Raw genomic sequence first — 14,929 nt, forward strand, 5'->3', positions numbered from 1 at the left:
CGGGCATCGAACAAAGGTCTTGCCGACTCAAGCGGGTTCAGCCTACTATCAGTATCCACGCCGTCCCCTCCGTTCCGTGTTTTTGGAGTCCTCGCCAGGAATTTTGTTAATTTGTTAGATTTTTGTGTTAAATGTCACGTGGCGTTAGCATTGTGCCGAGTATATTTAAAGACAGCCTTTTTTGTCGAACTGAGCTGCCGGCAGAAAGTACAGGGAGAGATGCATCATGAATACCATGCAGGATTTGCGGCAATGCCCTGATGTTGCCACACTGAAACCTGCTGTCCACGCCTTGTGCTCGAGATTTGGGCGCATTGAAAGGCTGGACATCCTGACGGCCATGCATGAAGGCCAGCAGCAGGCCATCTGCTTTCTGCGCCTCGACTCCCCGGAAAACGAACAGGCCCTGATGAAGACGCTTGGCGTGGGAAAGTTCGGCGGCGAAGTGGTCTTCGTGGTTGATCTGGTCTCGCCGGACTCGCAGGAAGATTCCGGCCCCTCTTCGCAGTGGGCTGACTCCGGCAACTTCTAGTGGAAGAGCCGGTGCGCGCACTTCGCGTGCGATGCTGGATGCGATGCGGCCGCATCCTGTAAAAATTAATTTCGTTACCTCTCTTGCACAAGGGCGAAGCTTTTTATTGTCTGCAGACGTACCATGCGGTCTTTTTAAGGAAGTCACATGGCAACACCGTTCTTTGGCAAGCGAGAAAATGAGACGTCTACCACGTCCCCCAATCTGCGTGGTGCGTCCAATGGTTATGGGACCTCAGGCACCTCCAGCACGCTGCAGTCCGCTTCTGCGGCTGCCAATCAGCAAAGCAATGCCAAACCTGTGAATGATGCTTCTGCCTCTACCAGCAAGGAAGGCGGGAGCAAGCTGACGGTCGGACCCAACATCAAGCTCAAGGGCGTGGAAATCACCGACTGCGACACCCTGGTGGTGGAAGGCCTGGTCGAGGCCACGATGGATTCGCGCGTGATCCAGATTGCAGAGCAGGGCGCCTTTAAGGGATCGGCTGACATTGACGTCGCAGAGATTCGCGGCGAATTCAACGGCAATCTGACGGTGCGCCAGAAACTGGTGATCTATTCGACCGGCAAGGTGACCGGCACCATTCGCTATGGCAAGCTGGTGATTGAAGAGGGTGGCCAACTCTCGGGTGAAATCCAGTTCGGTGCATTGGGCAGCAAGCCTGCGGCCATGGTCAAGCCTGGTTTGCAGGCGGTCTAGCGGTCCAGGCGTTCCGGCCACTCCGGCAGAGCTTACCCGGGAAACCTAAAGCCAGCGCTAGAACCAGCGAAAGGCCAGCGGTATCAACAGGGAAGCGAGCACGACTTGCAGGCCCAGCGCCAGGCCGGCATAAGCGCCGGCATCGGCGTTGACCTGCAGGGCGCGCGCCGCGCCAATCCCATGGGACGCTGTGCCCAGGGCGAAGCCGCGTGCTGCCCATCCCGCCTGGTTTGCCGGTATGCGCAAGGCGTCGAACAGGTACTTGCCGGCGAGCGCCCCCACCAGGCCGGTGATGACGGCAAACACGGCGGCGAGCGCCGGAATGCCGCCTATTTTTTCAGCGATCCCCATGGCGACGGGTGCGGTCACGGACTTCGGCACCAGCGATAGCGCGACTTCCGCCGGCAAGCCGAGAGCCCACGCCAGCAGCAGTGCCGAGCCGCTCGCAGCTGCCCCGCCTGCCAGTGCGGCGAGCAGCAGGCGCCACCAGCGTCGACGCAGTTCCTCGCGCCGCTGCCAAAGCGGCCAGGCCAGCGCCACCACGGCCGGGCCCAGCAGGAAATGGATGAATTGCGCGCCGGCGAAATAGCTGGGGTAGGGCACGTCAGTCAGCAGCAGGCCGCTGGCAATGCACACCATGGTCCACAACACCGGGTTGGCCCAGGGGGCATGCCCCAGGCGCGCATACGCTGCCTGGGCCAGCACATACACCACCAGCGTGGCAGTCAGTCCGAACAGCGGCGAGGCCGAGAGGTAGACCCACAGCTCCACGAACTTAGGCATGCGGGTCCTCCTTCCCGAGGGGGTCGAGGCGGCCCTGCAGCAGGTGCAGGCTCAAAACAGTCACCGCCAGACCGGCCAGCGTGGACAGCACAATGACTGCGAGCATGCGCACGCCATACTGGCTGACGAGTGAGAGATGCGTCATCACACCGACGCCGACGGGTACAAAGAGTAACGAAAGGTGTGTCAGCAAAAAGTCTGCACAGGCAGAAACCGGCTCGCGCACCATGCGCCATCGCAACGCCGGGAGCAGCAACATCATGCCAATGACGGGCCCCGGAAAGGGCAAAGACAACCCGCGCGTCAGCAACTCACCGATGGACTGAAGTGCCAGCAGCCAGGCCAGTCCGCGGAGGGCTTGCATGCTGAGTGCGCTTCCTGGTGCTTCGTGATTGTCAGAAACGCGGCAGGTCCGGATGCGCGATCTGGCCGCCACGCACCAGCATTTTTCCGTACTCGGCGCAGCGGTTCAGCGTGGGGATGACCTTGCCGGGGTTGAGCAGGCCCCTGGCATCGAAGGCACGCTTGACGCCAAACATCTGCTCGTTTTCTTCCGCGGAAAATTGCACGCACATGGAGTTGAGTTTCTCCACGCCAACGCCGTGCTCGCCGGTGATGGTGCCGCCCATGGCGACGCTGGTTTCAAGAATGTCGGCCCCGAACAACTCGCAGCGGTGCAACTGGTCGGCGTCGTTGGCGTCAAACAAAATCAGCGGGTGCAGGTTGCCGTCGCCGGCATGAAACACATTGGCGCAACGCAGCTGGTATTTCTTTTCCATGTCCTGGATCGCGAGCAGGATGTCGGCCAGACGCTTGCGCGGAATGGTGGAGTCCATGCACATGTAGTCGGGGCTGATGCGGCCGGACGCGGGGAAGGCATTCTTGCGTCCGCTCCAGAAGCGCAGGCGCTCGGCCTCATTCTGGCTCACGGCAATGGCGGTGGCGCCGCAGCGGCGCAGCACCTCGCTCATGCGGCCGATCTCTTCCTCGACTTCCTCGGGTGTGCCATCGCTCTCGCACAGCAAAATCGCTTCGGCGCTCAGGTCGTAGCCCGCATGCACAAAATCTTCCACGGCAGCCGTCATGGGCTTGTCCATCATCTCCAGCCCCGCCGGGATGATGCCGGCCGCAATGACCGCCGCCACCGCATCACCGGCTTTGCGCAGATCGTCAAAGCTGGCCATGATGCAGCGCGCCAGCTGCGGTTTGGGCACAAGCTTGACGGTGACCTCGGTCGTCACGGCCAGCATGCCTTCGCTGCCGATGATGATGCTCAGCAGGTCGTAGCCCGACGCATCCAGCGCGTCACTGCCAAATTCGACTTCTTCCCCGGTGATGGTGAAGCCCTTGACCTTGAGCACGTTGTGCACGGTGAGCCCGTACTTGAGGCAGTGCACGCCGCCGGAATTCTCGGCCACGTTGCCGCCGATGGTGCAGGCAATCTGGCTTGACGGGTCGGGTGCGTAATAGAGGCCGCAGGGCGCTGCCGCTTCGGAGATCGCCAGGTTGCGCACACCGCCCTGCACGACGGCGGTGCGGCTGGTGGGGTCGAGCTTCAGGATTTTGTTGAACTTGGCCAGCGACAGCGTGACACCCAGCCGGTGCGGCATCGCGCCGCCGGAAAGGCCGGTGCCGGCGCCGCGCGCCACCACCGGCACCTCAAGGCTGTGGCAGGTTTGCAGCACGGCCTGCACCTGCGCATAGGTTTCGGGCAGGGCCACCACCAGCGGGCGCTGGCGATAAGCCGTCAGACCGTCACATTCATAGGGTGTGGTGTCTTCGCTGTTCCAGAGCAGGGCGTGGGCGGGCAGCACGGCTTGAAGCGCCTGCACCACGTGCGACTGGCGCTCGGCTCTTTCATGTAAATCGTGCTGCGGGGGAGATAAGGGGGCGTTCATGCGGGGCTCCTGTCTGAGGTCAAACTTTAGAGCATGCAGCGCCGGTTGGGTTGAAGAAATTTATGGTCTTGCGTGAAATGCCGGATTTGTGGGCGCAGTGCCTGATGGGGCCCCACTGCGCATTGAAAAAAGCGGCCGGCCCTGGCTTACTCGGCTTTGAGGCCGGCGGTCTTGATCACCCGGGTCCAGGTGTCGATTTCCTGCTTCACGAAGGCGGTGTAGGGTTTGGAGCCTTGCGCCGGGATGATGAAGCCGACCGAGCCCATGCGCTGCTTGATGGCGTCAGACTGCATGGCCTGCGCCACGGCAGCCTCCAGCTTGTCCACGATGGGCTGTGGCGTGCCCTTGATGGCCGAGATGCCCGACCAGGACAGCGCCTCAAAGCCCTTGTAGCCTGATTCGGCAATGGTCGGCACGTCGGGGTACAGGGGGTTGCGCTGCGCGCTGGTGACTGCGAGCGCGCGAAGTTTGCCGGCCTTCACGTGGGGCAGCGCCGCGTCCTGGTTGATGAACATCATCGGAATCGTGCCACCGAGGATGTCGGTCAACATCGGGCCACCGCCCCGGTAGGAAATGCCGGTCATGTAGATGCCGGCCGTCTGCTTGAACAGCTCCATGGCCATGTGCCCGGACGCGGCGTGGGTAAAGCCGTAGTCCAGCTTGCCGGGGTTGGCTTTGGCGTAAGCCACCACATCCTTGACACTTTTGTAGGGCGTCGCCGGGTGGACCACCAGCACGTTGGGCCCGGAGTGAATCTGCGAGATGTGGGCAAAGTCCTTCATCGAGTTGTATTTGAGGTTCGCGTCCAGCCCGTGCGCCACGGCGTTCTGGCCCACGCCGGTCTGGATCAGCGTGTAGCCGTCAGGTGTCAGCCTGGAGGCGCGGTCGGTACCGATGGTGCCGCCCGCACCGGCAACGTTCTCGACAATGAACGGCTGCTTGAGGATTTTGGTCAGCTCGTCAGCCAGCATCCGGCCCATCACGTCGCTGGTTCCGCCTGGCGGAAACGGCACAATGATCTTGACCGGTTTGGTCGGGTAGTCTGACTGGGCGTGAACCACCCCGGTCATTGCTGCAAAACTGATAGCTGCCTGTGCAATCAGGGCGAGGGCCAGACGGCGATTTTTCATGTCATTGTCTCCTTGGTCGGGTTAAAAACTCAGTTATCCGGTGCTGTGATTTCGGGTGGGTAGCCCAATACTGTTCATTTAAGTTATTCACCCTGAATCGGAATGTCGGAATGACCAAAACCTTGACTTGTCATTGCGGGCCTGACCCGCGATCCATGGATCCCGGATCAAGTCCGGGATGACAAACCAGGGGCAAGGGCTTAACTGAACCATATTGTGGGTAGCCTGGCAAGACCTGCATTCAATGTCGCGAATGGCCGTTCGCACGCTACGGGCGTGTGCCGACTTGCGCTTCTTCTCGGGTCCAGGCCTTGACCTGCCCGCTCAGGGTGAGGCCCAGGCCAGGCCTGGTCGGCACCAGCATCCGCCCATCCCTGATCTCGATGCGCTCATTGAACAGCGGCTCCAGCCACTCGAAATGCTCGACCCAGGGTTCGCGCGGGTAAGCCGCGGCCAGATGCACATGCAACTCCATCGCGAAGTGCGGCGCCAGCATCAACCCCGCGTGTTCGGCCAGCGAAGCGATCTTCAGGAAGGGGGTGATGCCGCCGACCCGTGGCGCATCGGGCATCAAATAGTCGGCCGCCCGATGGCGGATCAGGTCTCCGTGCTCGGCCGCGCTGGTCAGCATCTCGCCGGTCGCAATCGGCGTGTCAAACTGCAGCGCCAGCGCCGCATGGCCTTCATGGTCGTAGGCATCCAGCGGTTCCTCGATCCAGACCAGGTTGAACGGCTCGAAGATGCGGCACATGCGCTGGGCGGTTGGCCGGTCCCATTGCTGGTTGGCATCGACCATGAGGGGCACGGCGTCACCCAGGTGTTTGCGCACGGCCGTCACGCGGGCGATGTCCAGCGCGCCGTCCGGCTGGCCAACCTTGAGCTTGATGCCACCGATACCGCGCTCAATGGATGCCGATGCATTGACCATGAGCTGGTCGATGGGTGTGTGCAGAAAACCGCCCGAGGTGTTGTAGCAGCGCACCGAGTCGCGGTAGGATCCGAGCAACTTGGCCAGCGAGAGACCGGCGCGTTTGGCCTTCAGGTCCCACAACGCAACGTCAAAGGCGCCGATGGCCTGCGTCGACAGACCACTGCGTCCCGCGGAGGCACCGGCCCAGCAGAGCTTGTCCCAGAGTTTGGCGATGTCGCTGGGGTCCTCGCCGATGAGCGCCGGTGCGATCTCCCTGGCATGGGCAAACTGGCCTGGCCCGCCGGCCCGCTTGGAGTAGCTGAAGCCCAGACCCTGATGGCCACCTGCTGTCTCGATTTCCGCGAACAGGATGGCAATCTCGGTCATCGGCTTCTGGCGGCCGGTCAATACCTTGGCGTCGCTGATGGGTGTGGCGAGTGGCAGGTAGCAGGACGATATCCGGACCCAGGTGATGCGGTCGCTGGGCGTGGAACTGGTTGTCGTCTTCATGGACTCTTCAGGGGTGAGCGGGAACGTTCATTCGGCGTTCAGGTGTCAGTCGAGCTTCAACCCGGCTGTGGTCACCACGGCCGCCCGGTGCTTGTGCCCGGTCTCGAAGAAACGGGACATCAGGGTTTTCTCTCTTACAAAATGATAACGTTATCATTTTGAAGCGTGTTGATGAATGTATAAAACTCAAAACCGTGATCCCCGTTAACTTTTTAGCCTTGGCACTCCGAAATTTTCGAAGAAAAAGCACGCAACATGAATTAATGATAACGTTGTCATTTTTGGCCGTCAAGCACTCACTTTACCGGTTTATGAGGCTTTTCTGTGTTTAACCTGGAAACAGCAGTTGACCGCTCGCAAACTTCAGGAAAGCCGCATGCCCATTGACTTTCCCCTCTTCGATGGCGTTTACCTTCCGGGTGACAGCGCTATGCGCCCGATGGCACCATGCTCGGCGCGCCATGCTGCGTTGCTCCGCCTTGTGGGCAGCAGCCCACTGCGTTGTCACGCCTTGCCTGGCACGCCGATCACGGCGCACTCGGACGCATCCAACTGCCGTTTCCAGGTTTAATCGGACAATCGCCTGGCCATGCCTGCCCCTGCCCTGACTCACTCTCCTGGCTTTAAAGCCGCCACCCTTCATGATGTCGCCCGGGAAGCCGGCGTCTCGCTGATCACCGCATCGCGAGCGCTGAGCAACCCGACGCTGGTGTCCGACAAGACGATCGAACGTGTGCAGAAGGCCGTCGAGGCCACGGGCTACATTCCCAACCTGCTGGCTGGCGGACTCAAGTCCAGGCGCAGCCTGATGGTGGCCGGGCTCGTGCCCACGATCTCGGTCGCCCAATTCCTGCCCACCGTGCAGTCGCTGACCGAGGCGCTGGACGCCGACGGCTACCAGCTCATCCTGGGGCAGACCGGTTACAACCGTTCCCGCGAGGACGCCTTGCTCAACACCATGATCAGCCGCCGGCCGGATGGCATCGTGGTGACGGGTCTGGTGCATTCGCAGGCTGCCAGGGAAAGGCTGCGCCGCCTGGGCATCCCCATCGTCGAGACCTGGGACCTGAGCGATCGCCCCATTGACATGCTGGTGGGTTTTTCCCACCTGAAGGTTGGCAGCGCAGTCGCGGGCTACTTTCTGGGCAAGGGCTGGCATCGGCTCGGGATCGCCACTGGCGATGACCATCGCGGCTCGTTGCGGCGCGAGGGTTTTCTGGCAACCGTCGGCCATGAGGTGCCGACCGCAGTGGTGCCCGCCCCGAGCAACCTGGCGCTGGGACGGCGGGCGCTGGCCGAACTGCTGCAGCAGGACCCAAAACTCGAGGCCGTCTACTGCAGCTCGGACCAGCTGGCGCAAGGCGTGCTGGTCGAGGCGCAGGCACGGGGCCTGCGGGTCCCCGAGGACCTGGCGGTCTGCGGTTTTGGCGATGCAGACTTCGCGGCCCACCTGCAGCCCTCGCTGACCACGGTGCATGTCGACGGTGCCGCCATCGGCAGACTGGCTGCGCGGCTCATCGTTGCACGCTGCCGGGGGGAACCCATTGCAGAACGCGTCATCGATGTGGGCTTTCGCATTGTCGAGAGGCAGTCAACCGGGGGCGGTGCCAGCCAGGCTTGATGTTTTCTTCGGGTTGACGCCTCAGCTCAGTACAGGGAGGGCAAGCTGTGGTACGGATCAGGTCAGGCTCTTGCGCAGCCAGTCCGCGAAGGCCGCACATTCCCAGCGGTCCATGGTGCCGGTACGCCAGCACAGATAGTGGGCGTGCGGGCTCGGAACGTTGCGGCCGAAGACCGCGTTGTTGCCCAGGCGCACCAGCGAGCCATTGTCCAGCCAGGGTGCGCCCAGCTTGAGGCGGATGAGTGCGATGCCCATGCCCGCCGCGGCCGCATCGCACATGAGGCCGATGTCATTGAACTGGGAGCCGTCTTGCGGCTCGGGCCAGTCCAGGTTGTTGGCGACAAACCAGGTGCGCCAGGGCTCCAGCGGGGAGCGCAGCAGGCTCTCGCCTTCCAGGTCTTCCGCCGCTTCAAAGGGACCGTGCTCGCGTACAAAGGCCGGCGAGGCCAGCGGGGTGACGTCGTCATGGGCCAGGCACACATGTTCCATGTCGGCATAACGCCCGGTGCCGAAGCGCACGATCAGGTCGGCATCTTCGGCCACCACATCCAGCAGGGGAATCGAGACCTGCAGGGTCAGGTCAATCTCGGGATAGGCCTCGGTGAATTGCCGCAACCGTGGAATCAGAATCGAACGGGCAAACGTGGGCGTGATCGCCAGCCGCAGCTTGCGCTTGCCGGTTGTGCCATTCTGGCCGGCGGTGCCGGGAAACTTCTGCAGCGTGGCGAGGCCCTCGCGCACATGCGCCAGGTATTCGCTGCCTTCGGTGGTCAATGAAAAATCAGCCCGGCCAAACAGCTTGGTGCCGATGATTTGCTCCAGCTGCTTGACCCGGTGGCTCACGGCGCTGGGTGTCACGCAGAGTTCCTCGGCCGCCTGGGTCACGCTGCGCAGCCGTGCCAGCGCTTCAAACGTCAGCAGGCACTGAATCGGTGGAATTCTCGCCGGCGCGGCCATGGTGGTTACTTGAAAATCACGGTCTTGTGGCCGTTGAGCAGCACGCGATGCTCGCTGTGCCACTTGACGGCGCGCGCCAGCACCTGGCTTTCGGTGTCGCGGCCCATGGCCGTCAGGTCTTCGACGGTCTTGCTGTGGTCCACGCGCGCCACGTCCTGTTCGATGATCGGGCCTTCGTCCAGGTCGCCCGTCACATAGTGGGCGGTCGCGCCTATCAGTTTCACGCCGCGGTCATGCGCCTGGTAGTAAGGCTTGGCGCCCTTGAAGCTGGGCAGGAAGGAGTGGTGGATGTTGATCGCGCGGCCAGCCAGTTTGCGGCACAGGTCGTTGGAAAGGATCTGCATGTAGCGCGCCAGCACCACCAGCTCGGCGCCCTCCGACTCGATGATTTCCAGCTGCTTGTCCTCGACCTGGGCTTTGCTCGCGGCGGTCACCGGGAAATGGTGAAAAGGAATGTTGTAGCTGGCCGCCAGCTGGTAGAACTCCCGGTGGTTGGACACGATGGCGCGGACGTCCAGCGGCAGCAGGCCCGACTTGCAGCGAAACAGCAGGTCGTTCAGGCAATGGCCTTCCTTGCTGACCATGATGACGGTGCGCATCGGTTGCGTGGTCGCGTGCAGTTTCCAGTTCATCTGGAAGGGCTCGGCAAAGCCCTTGAGCTGCTGCGACAGCTCCTCGTGCGTCAGTTGGTCGCAGGCAAACTGCACCCGCATGAAAAACAGGCCCGTGTCATGGTCGTTGTACTGGGCGGCTTCTTCAATGTTGCCGCCGTTCTGCAGCAAAAAACCGGAAACGGCGTGAACAATGCCCCTACGGTCCGGGCAGGACAGGGTCAGGATATATGCGTGGTTCATAGGGGATGAATTGTCGCAGGCTCCGCCACCGATCGCCTGATCCGGCCGGAATCCCGGGTGCCGGGGAGGCGCAAAAGTACCGGATGCAAGATTACACCTTTACCCACCCACATCCCTCATCCCGACGCAGGAGACCCCGCATGGCTTGCCAGGGCTTCCACATGGAGCAGCAGTGGCTGCCATCATTGTGGAGCCGGTGTCGGGCAGCGCCGGCTGGTACCTGCCACCCAAAGGAGCCTCAATGGCTTGCCCAACGTGATCGGCATTCGCAGTCTCGGCCTGGCCGGCGCCGTGGAATCCTCGCGCATTGCACGCAGTGAGAAGCGTGGGGGTTAGTCACTCGCGCAGGCTGCGTAGCAGTCCGTATCCCCGTCGTTTTTCGTTTGTAAGATATTCTTGCATGACCACAAAAATAATTTGTTCACGCAGGGAGGCCAGATGCAGAACTTTTTTGCGAAAAAACTCCGGGAGCTATTGATCCTGTCATTTGCCTGTGCTGCATTCACTGTGCAGGCTGACGAATGGCAGGCCGAGCGCTATCCGTGGGATATGCGGCCATTTTTCTGTAGCTATAAGAAAAATGTCGAAACGGAATTATGTAAGGCGGACAATTGGCCCAGCTACGAGGTAACAAGAGAGCGCTTGAGATCTCTTCGATGGACTGGACGATTCGCGTTACTGGAGCGTGCTCTGACCGAACTTGCCACGTCGGAAGAACTACTCCCCAATGGTTTCAATAAGGCCACTGCTGTGCATTGGACCCTGGAAGAGCTTGTGCAGGATCACAGGAGGGCTGCAATTATTGGAGGGGATCCGCTTGCCTTGTGGAAGTCAGTAGTTCCACAATCCAAATTTTTGTTGCTTACCGATGCCATGTTGCTGCATAGACGGGCCTGGGAGCTCCGTGGAGGTGCCGCGTCAACGGTATTGCCAGAATCCGGGGAGCTCTTCGCACTGAGGCTGGGAGATGCTGAGAAAAAGCTCATGCAGGCACCACCGTCTTTGAAAGATACGGCGGTGTGGCACCTGATTCTTTTGAAGATTGCGATTGAGGGCCGTGGCGTGGAAAGCGACCCGCAAACTGTTTTCTTGAATGCAGTCAAGCGTTGGCCGAAATCTGCTGATTTTTACATGGAAATGATCTCGTACCTGAGTCCTGTCAGGGGTGGCAGTTGGGCGGCGGTGGAGGCATTTATCGACCATTCCAGCCGGCAATTGGAGTCGACCGAAGGCATGTCCTTTTACGCCCGGCTCTACGCTTCCATTGGTAATGAGGTTACGCGGGGACAAACGGCCATGGATTGGGTCAAGATGAGAAGAGGCTTCGACGACTGGATCGCTCGGGATTCACGTGCCAGCGTGAAAAATCTCTATGCGAGCTATGCCTGTTTTGCCAGGGACAAGTCAACCTTTGGCAAGGCGATAGGCCAAATACTCAAACAAGAATTACTACCAGGCCAATGGCTTGCAGGGCACTCATATGAGGCATGCGCTCGGTGGGCTGGAATTTAATGCTGATGCGGCCTCGGACAGGCTGGTGTATTCCGTTTTGGTGATCTCTCGCGATTCGGATCCAAGTGCTCCCAAGTGCTCATGAAGTTTTGTTGGACGCGATTCTGAGGTTGTTTGCTTCCAGATGGAATGGCGGTGTGCATTTCATTGGTATGCCGCTGGGTTAATGAATAAATCAAAAATAAGTCGTTCACGAGGGGAGTCCAGATGCCTAATATTTTCCTGAGAATAATCCGGGAAATTTTGATCCTGTCATTGGCTTGCGGGGCTGCCGCGGCGCAGGCCGAACGATTGCCGGCTGAGCGCTATCCATGGGATATGCGGCCCCTGAAATGTAATTTCGAGGAAGGCGTCGAATCATTTTTTTGCAAGGCGAACGATTGGCCTGATTTCGCGGTGACAAAGGATCGTTTACGGATGCTCGGCCAACAAGGTCAATTTGCTTTGCTGGAGCGCGCTCTGCGCGAGCTTGCGACCTCGGAAGAATTGTTTCCCGGTGGAGTTAATAAGGCTGCCGCCGTGTATGGGACCCTCGATGAGTTCGTGGATGATCACCGCGGCAAAATTGAGGAAAGCTCACTTACCAAGTGGAGATCTGCCTTCCCACATTCAGATTTCATATTGCTTGCGGATGCCTTGGCGCTACACGCAAAAGCTTGGAGTGCACGCGGAGAGGGGGTCGCATCGACCGTGTCGCCAGAATCTTGGGAGATCTTTGCGAAGAGCCTCGGAGAGGCTGAAAAAAAGCTTATGAGCGCACCACCGTCTCTGAAAGACACGGCGGTGTGGCACCTGATTCTTTTGACGGTTGCGCTTGAAGGGCGTGGCGTGAAAAGCGACCCGCGAACTGTCTTTTTGAATGCAGTCAAGCGATGGCCTCGATATCTCAGTTTCTACCGGCTGATCGCTTCGCGCCTGGTTCCCAAATGGGGGGGCAGTTGGGAGGCGGTGGACGCATTCATCGACCATTCCAGCCGGCAATTGGAGTCGACCGAGGGCATGTCTTTTTACGCCCGGCTCTACGCTGCCCTGGGTGACGCAGTTGTAAAGGAGAGGACGGCCATGAATTGGACCAGGATGAAAAGAGGTTTTGACGACTGGATCGCTCGGGATCCGAATGCCGTCCTGAAAAATCTGTATGCAAGTTATGCGTGTTTTGCGAGAGACAAGTCAACCTTTGGCAAAGCGATGAGCCTAATCCCCAAACAAGAATTAAGCCCTGACTCCTGGCTAGACGGGTATTCGTATGAAGCGTGCATTCGCTGGGCGGGAATTTAGGGTTTGTTCTGCCGGGACAGTTCGAATAGGCTGTTTCAGGAGGACCCCGTGGGCATGCCCGGTTTTATCCAGGTTAGGTAATCCGGCCGTCCCTCCGTGATGGTCGTTGCACGTGCGCAGATCGGGTCTGTCAACGCATCCTGAATTCGGCGCAATAGTCTTTCTCGGGCGCCGGCCGTGCGGGCCAAATCGCATCAAATTTTGCTATGTGTTCAGTGGCGTTCCGCAGTGTTTCGGCAAGGAGGCCGATAGACTTACTACTGAGGTTCGAGGGCAGGTGCTGCGGCACACCCAGGTGGCGGTCCACATGGCCGCTGCCGGCCAGCAACACCACCACCTTGCCGGGCAGTGCCGCCTGACTCAAGGTATGGGCCATGGTGATGTCCCTGGCAATCTGGACGCGCGTCATCGGCGTGATCTGGCTCTCGGGCAGCAGGTTGCAATGGCCAAGGCGAATCAGCTGCTGCTGCGCCTTCAGCGCCGGGCCGGGCAATTGAACGTCGAGCTTGCTGTCGTCCATGCTGCCTTGCATCTGCGCGCGCGGCAGGTTGGCGCCCAGCACCGGCACGCCGGCGCGCACGGCTGTCATCACGGCCGGTCCGTACGCCGTCCAGGGCCAGGCCTTGTCGTTCCATTTCAGCGCATGGCGTGTCTGTTCTTCGGAGGCGCTGGGCTGCAGAGCGGCGGTGCTCACCCCGGCATCGGCCATTTCCAGCGCCAGGGCCCCCAGCAGGCCGCGTGCCGCCAGGCGTGCGACGACCTGCTGCGCTATCTGCTGGTGTTCTGCGGCATCGTGTTGTTCGCCGATCAGCAGCGCATCGATGGGCAGCAATGCATCAAGGCGGGCGACCGTGGCTGCGGCAGCACTGCCACTGGGGGGCTGGAGGATGGGCGCTTCCGGCGGGCCGGGGCGGCTGGCGCAGCCACCGGCCAGCGCCATGGCGGCGACGCAGATCAGTGCACCGGGGAAGCCTGACAACGCTGACAAGGCTAGCAAAGGGACATGAAGCATCGGTGGATACTAATGCCTTCGGCCCGGCTCCGCCCGGCATGCTTCCAACTTGTCATTTTCCGCTTACACGTCCATGCTTCCTGACGCTGCCAAACGCCTATTGTCCTTGCTTCGATCTCCGCCGGTGTGCGTCATTGGGACGCTCCTGATCGCCTGGGCCGCGGCCGCTCTGTGCGTCATGTTGCGCACGCCCCTGCCGTGGATGATCGGGCCCTTGCTGGTGACTGCCATCATCTCCATGCTGGGCGGTGCCACGGCCAGCTGGACGCCGCTGCGCGATGCCGGCCAGTGGATCATTGGCTGCGCGCTGGGGCTTTATTTCACGCCGCAGGTGGTCGCGCTGGTGGCCGGTTTGTGGTGGGCGATTGCGCTCAATATTGTCTGGGCGCTGGCATTGGGATGGATCTTTGGCGCCTGGTTGCACCGTGTGCACCATGGGCCCGGGCCGCTTCATGTGTCGGGCCTGAGCCGCATCACCACCTACTTCGCCGCACCCATAGGCGCGGCCTCGGAAATGACCCTGATGGGCGAGAGCCACGGCGCGCAGACGGACTTGGTAGCGTCGGCGCACAGCCTGCGCGTGCTGCTGGTGACGCTGATCATTCCTTTCGGCTTTCAGTGGGCCGGGTTGCACGGGCTGGATACGACGCTCCCCGGTGTCCGGGACGTTCACTTCCCGGGGCTGGCACTGCTGGCCGGACTGACCGGCATCGGCTGCTGGACCATGCTCAAGCTCAAGCGCACCAACCCCTGGTTCATCGGTGCGCTGGTGGTGTCGTTGCTGCTGACCGCCTGCGGTTTCACGCTGTCAGCGCTTCCGCAGTGGATGACCAATGCCGCACAACTCGTGATCGGCATCAGCCTGGGCGTGCGCTTTACCCGCAGTTTTGTGCATCTGGCGCCGCGCTGGCTCGGTTCTGTGGCGCTGGCGACTGTCGGGATGATGGGCTTGTGCGCCGGCTTTGCGTGGATGCTGGCCCGGTTCAGCAACCTGCATTGGGCCACGCTGCTGCTGGGGACTTCGCCGGGCGGCATTGCCGAGATGGCTATCACCGCCAAGGTGCTGCAACTCGGCGTGCCGGTGGTGACGGCGTTTCACGTCACGCGGCTGGCGGCGGTGCTATTGCTGGCCGAGCCGATGTACCGCTGGATGTACCAGAAGCGACCGGCGGCGCAGGCTGAAAGCCCACCCGCTGAATGAGAAGAAAAGGGGACAGAGGGCGACCCTGAGGG

14 protein-coding genes are annotated in these 14,929 nt (G+C 61.0%); 6 read left to right on the forward strand and 8 right to left on the reverse strand.

Annotated features, from left to right (window positions below; all coding sequences use genetic code 11):
• Positions 1 to 226 precede the first annotated feature (226 nt).
• Together BPRO_RS02130 and BPRO_RS02135 are read left to right on the forward strand one after the other, a co-directional pair.
• A complete protein-coding gene (locus BPRO_RS02130) occupies positions 227 to 532 on the forward strand; it encodes an RNA recognition motif domain-containing protein (protein WP_011481400.1) in 306 nt (101 codons plus the stop codon).
• A 147-nt stretch (positions 533 to 679) separates the two neighbouring features.
• Entirely contained in the window at positions 680 to 1,231 is a 552-nt protein-coding gene (locus BPRO_RS02135) for a bactofilin family protein (RefSeq protein ID WP_011481401.1), read from the forward strand.
• 57 nt (positions 1,232 to 1,288) lie between these two features.
• On the opposite strand, the gene BPRO_RS02140 is transcribed toward BPRO_RS02135, so the two are convergent.
• The 5 genes from BPRO_RS02140 to BPRO_RS02160 all read right to left on the reverse strand — a co-directional run bounded on the left by BPRO_RS02140 (position 1,289) and on the right by BPRO_RS02160 (position 6,462).
• Entirely contained in the window at positions 1,289 to 2,014 is a 726-nt protein-coding gene (locus tag BPRO_RS02140) for an LrgB family protein (RefSeq protein ID WP_011481402.1), read from the reverse strand.
• Positions 2,007 to 2,378 carry a CidA/LrgA family protein gene (locus BPRO_RS02145; RefSeq protein WP_011481403.1) on the reverse strand — a complete coding sequence of 124 codons (372 nt, stop codon included), beginning with the start codon at positions 2,376 to 2,378 and terminating at the stop codon, positions 2,007 to 2,009. Before BPRO_RS02145 ends, BPRO_RS02140 begins: the two co-directional genes overlap by 8 nt.
• Positions 2,379 to 2,409: 31 nt before the next feature.
• Positions 2,410 to 3,912, reverse strand: coding sequence for an FAD-linked oxidase C-terminal domain-containing protein (locus tag BPRO_RS02150; RefSeq protein WP_011481404.1), 1,503 nt, complete (start codon positions 3,910 to 3,912; stop codon positions 2,410 to 2,412).
• A 146-nt stretch (positions 3,913 to 4,058) separates the two neighbouring features.
• Entirely contained in the window at positions 4,059 to 5,042 is a 984-nt protein-coding gene (locus BPRO_RS02155) for a Bug family tripartite tricarboxylate transporter substrate binding protein (protein ID WP_011481405.1), read from the reverse strand.
• A 268-nt stretch (positions 5,043 to 5,310) separates the two neighbouring features.
• Complete coding sequence (locus BPRO_RS02160; RefSeq protein ID WP_011481406.1) at positions 5,311 to 6,462, reverse strand: L-talarate/galactarate dehydratase; 1,152 nt, start codon at positions 6,460 to 6,462, stop codon at positions 5,311 to 5,313.
• 589 nt (positions 6,463 to 7,051) lie between these two features.
• Between BPRO_RS02160 and BPRO_RS02165 the strand changes: the two genes are divergently transcribed.
• Entirely contained in the window at positions 7,052 to 8,083 is a 1,032-nt protein-coding gene (locus BPRO_RS02165; RefSeq protein ID WP_011481407.1) for a LacI family DNA-binding transcriptional regulator, read from the forward strand.
• Positions 8,084 to 8,140: 57 nt separating this feature from the next.
• Here BPRO_RS02165 and BPRO_RS02170 read toward each other — a convergent pair whose 3' ends face one another.
• Together BPRO_RS02170 and purU are read right to left on the reverse strand one after the other, a co-directional pair.
• Entirely contained in the window at positions 8,141 to 9,040 is a 900-nt protein-coding gene (locus BPRO_RS02170) for a LysR substrate-binding domain-containing protein (protein WP_011481408.1), read from the reverse strand.
• Between the two features lie 5 nt (positions 9,041 to 9,045).
• Positions 9,046 to 9,894 (reverse strand): formyltetrahydrofolate deformylase, encoded by an 849-nt coding sequence (purU, locus tag BPRO_RS02175; RefSeq protein ID WP_011481409.1) that lies wholly within the window; start codon positions 9,892 to 9,894, stop codon positions 9,046 to 9,048.
• A gap of 396 nt (positions 9,895 to 10,290) precedes the next feature.
• Here purU and BPRO_RS02180 point away from each other — a divergent pair, with 396 nt between their 5' ends.
• Positions 10,291 to 11,406, forward strand: a complete 1,116-nt coding sequence (locus tag BPRO_RS02180; protein WP_232291479.1) for a DUF4034 domain-containing protein — start codon at positions 10,291 to 10,293, stop codon at positions 11,404 to 11,406.
• Between the two features lie 207 nt (positions 11,407 to 11,613).
• The gene (locus BPRO_RS02185; protein ID WP_011481411.1) at positions 11,614 to 12,684 is read left to right on the forward strand and encodes a DUF4034 domain-containing protein; all 1,071 of its coding nucleotides are present in this window, start codon (positions 11,614 to 11,616) and stop codon (positions 12,682 to 12,684) included.
• Positions 12,685 to 12,814: 130 nt separating this feature from the next.
• Here the strand turns inward: BPRO_RS02185 and BPRO_RS02190 are convergent, their stop codons facing one another.
• Entirely contained in the window at positions 12,815 to 13,696 is an 882-nt protein-coding gene (locus tag BPRO_RS02190) for a ChaN family lipoprotein (protein WP_011481412.1), read from the reverse strand.
• Positions 13,697 to 13,874: 178 nt separating this feature from the next.
• Between BPRO_RS02190 and BPRO_RS02195 the strand changes: the two genes are divergently transcribed.
• Positions 13,875 to 14,897: an AbrB family transcriptional regulator gene (locus tag BPRO_RS02195; protein WP_232291480.1), complete on the forward strand. Its 1,023-nt coding sequence runs from the start codon at positions 13,875 to 13,877 to the stop codon at positions 14,895 to 14,897.
• Positions 14,898 to 14,929 lie beyond the last annotated feature (32 nt).

This window comes from Polaromonas sp. JS666, assembly GCF_000013865.1.
In the GTDB taxonomy this organism is placed as follows: domain Bacteria; phylum Pseudomonadota; class Gammaproteobacteria; order Burkholderiales; family Burkholderiaceae_C; genus Polaromonas.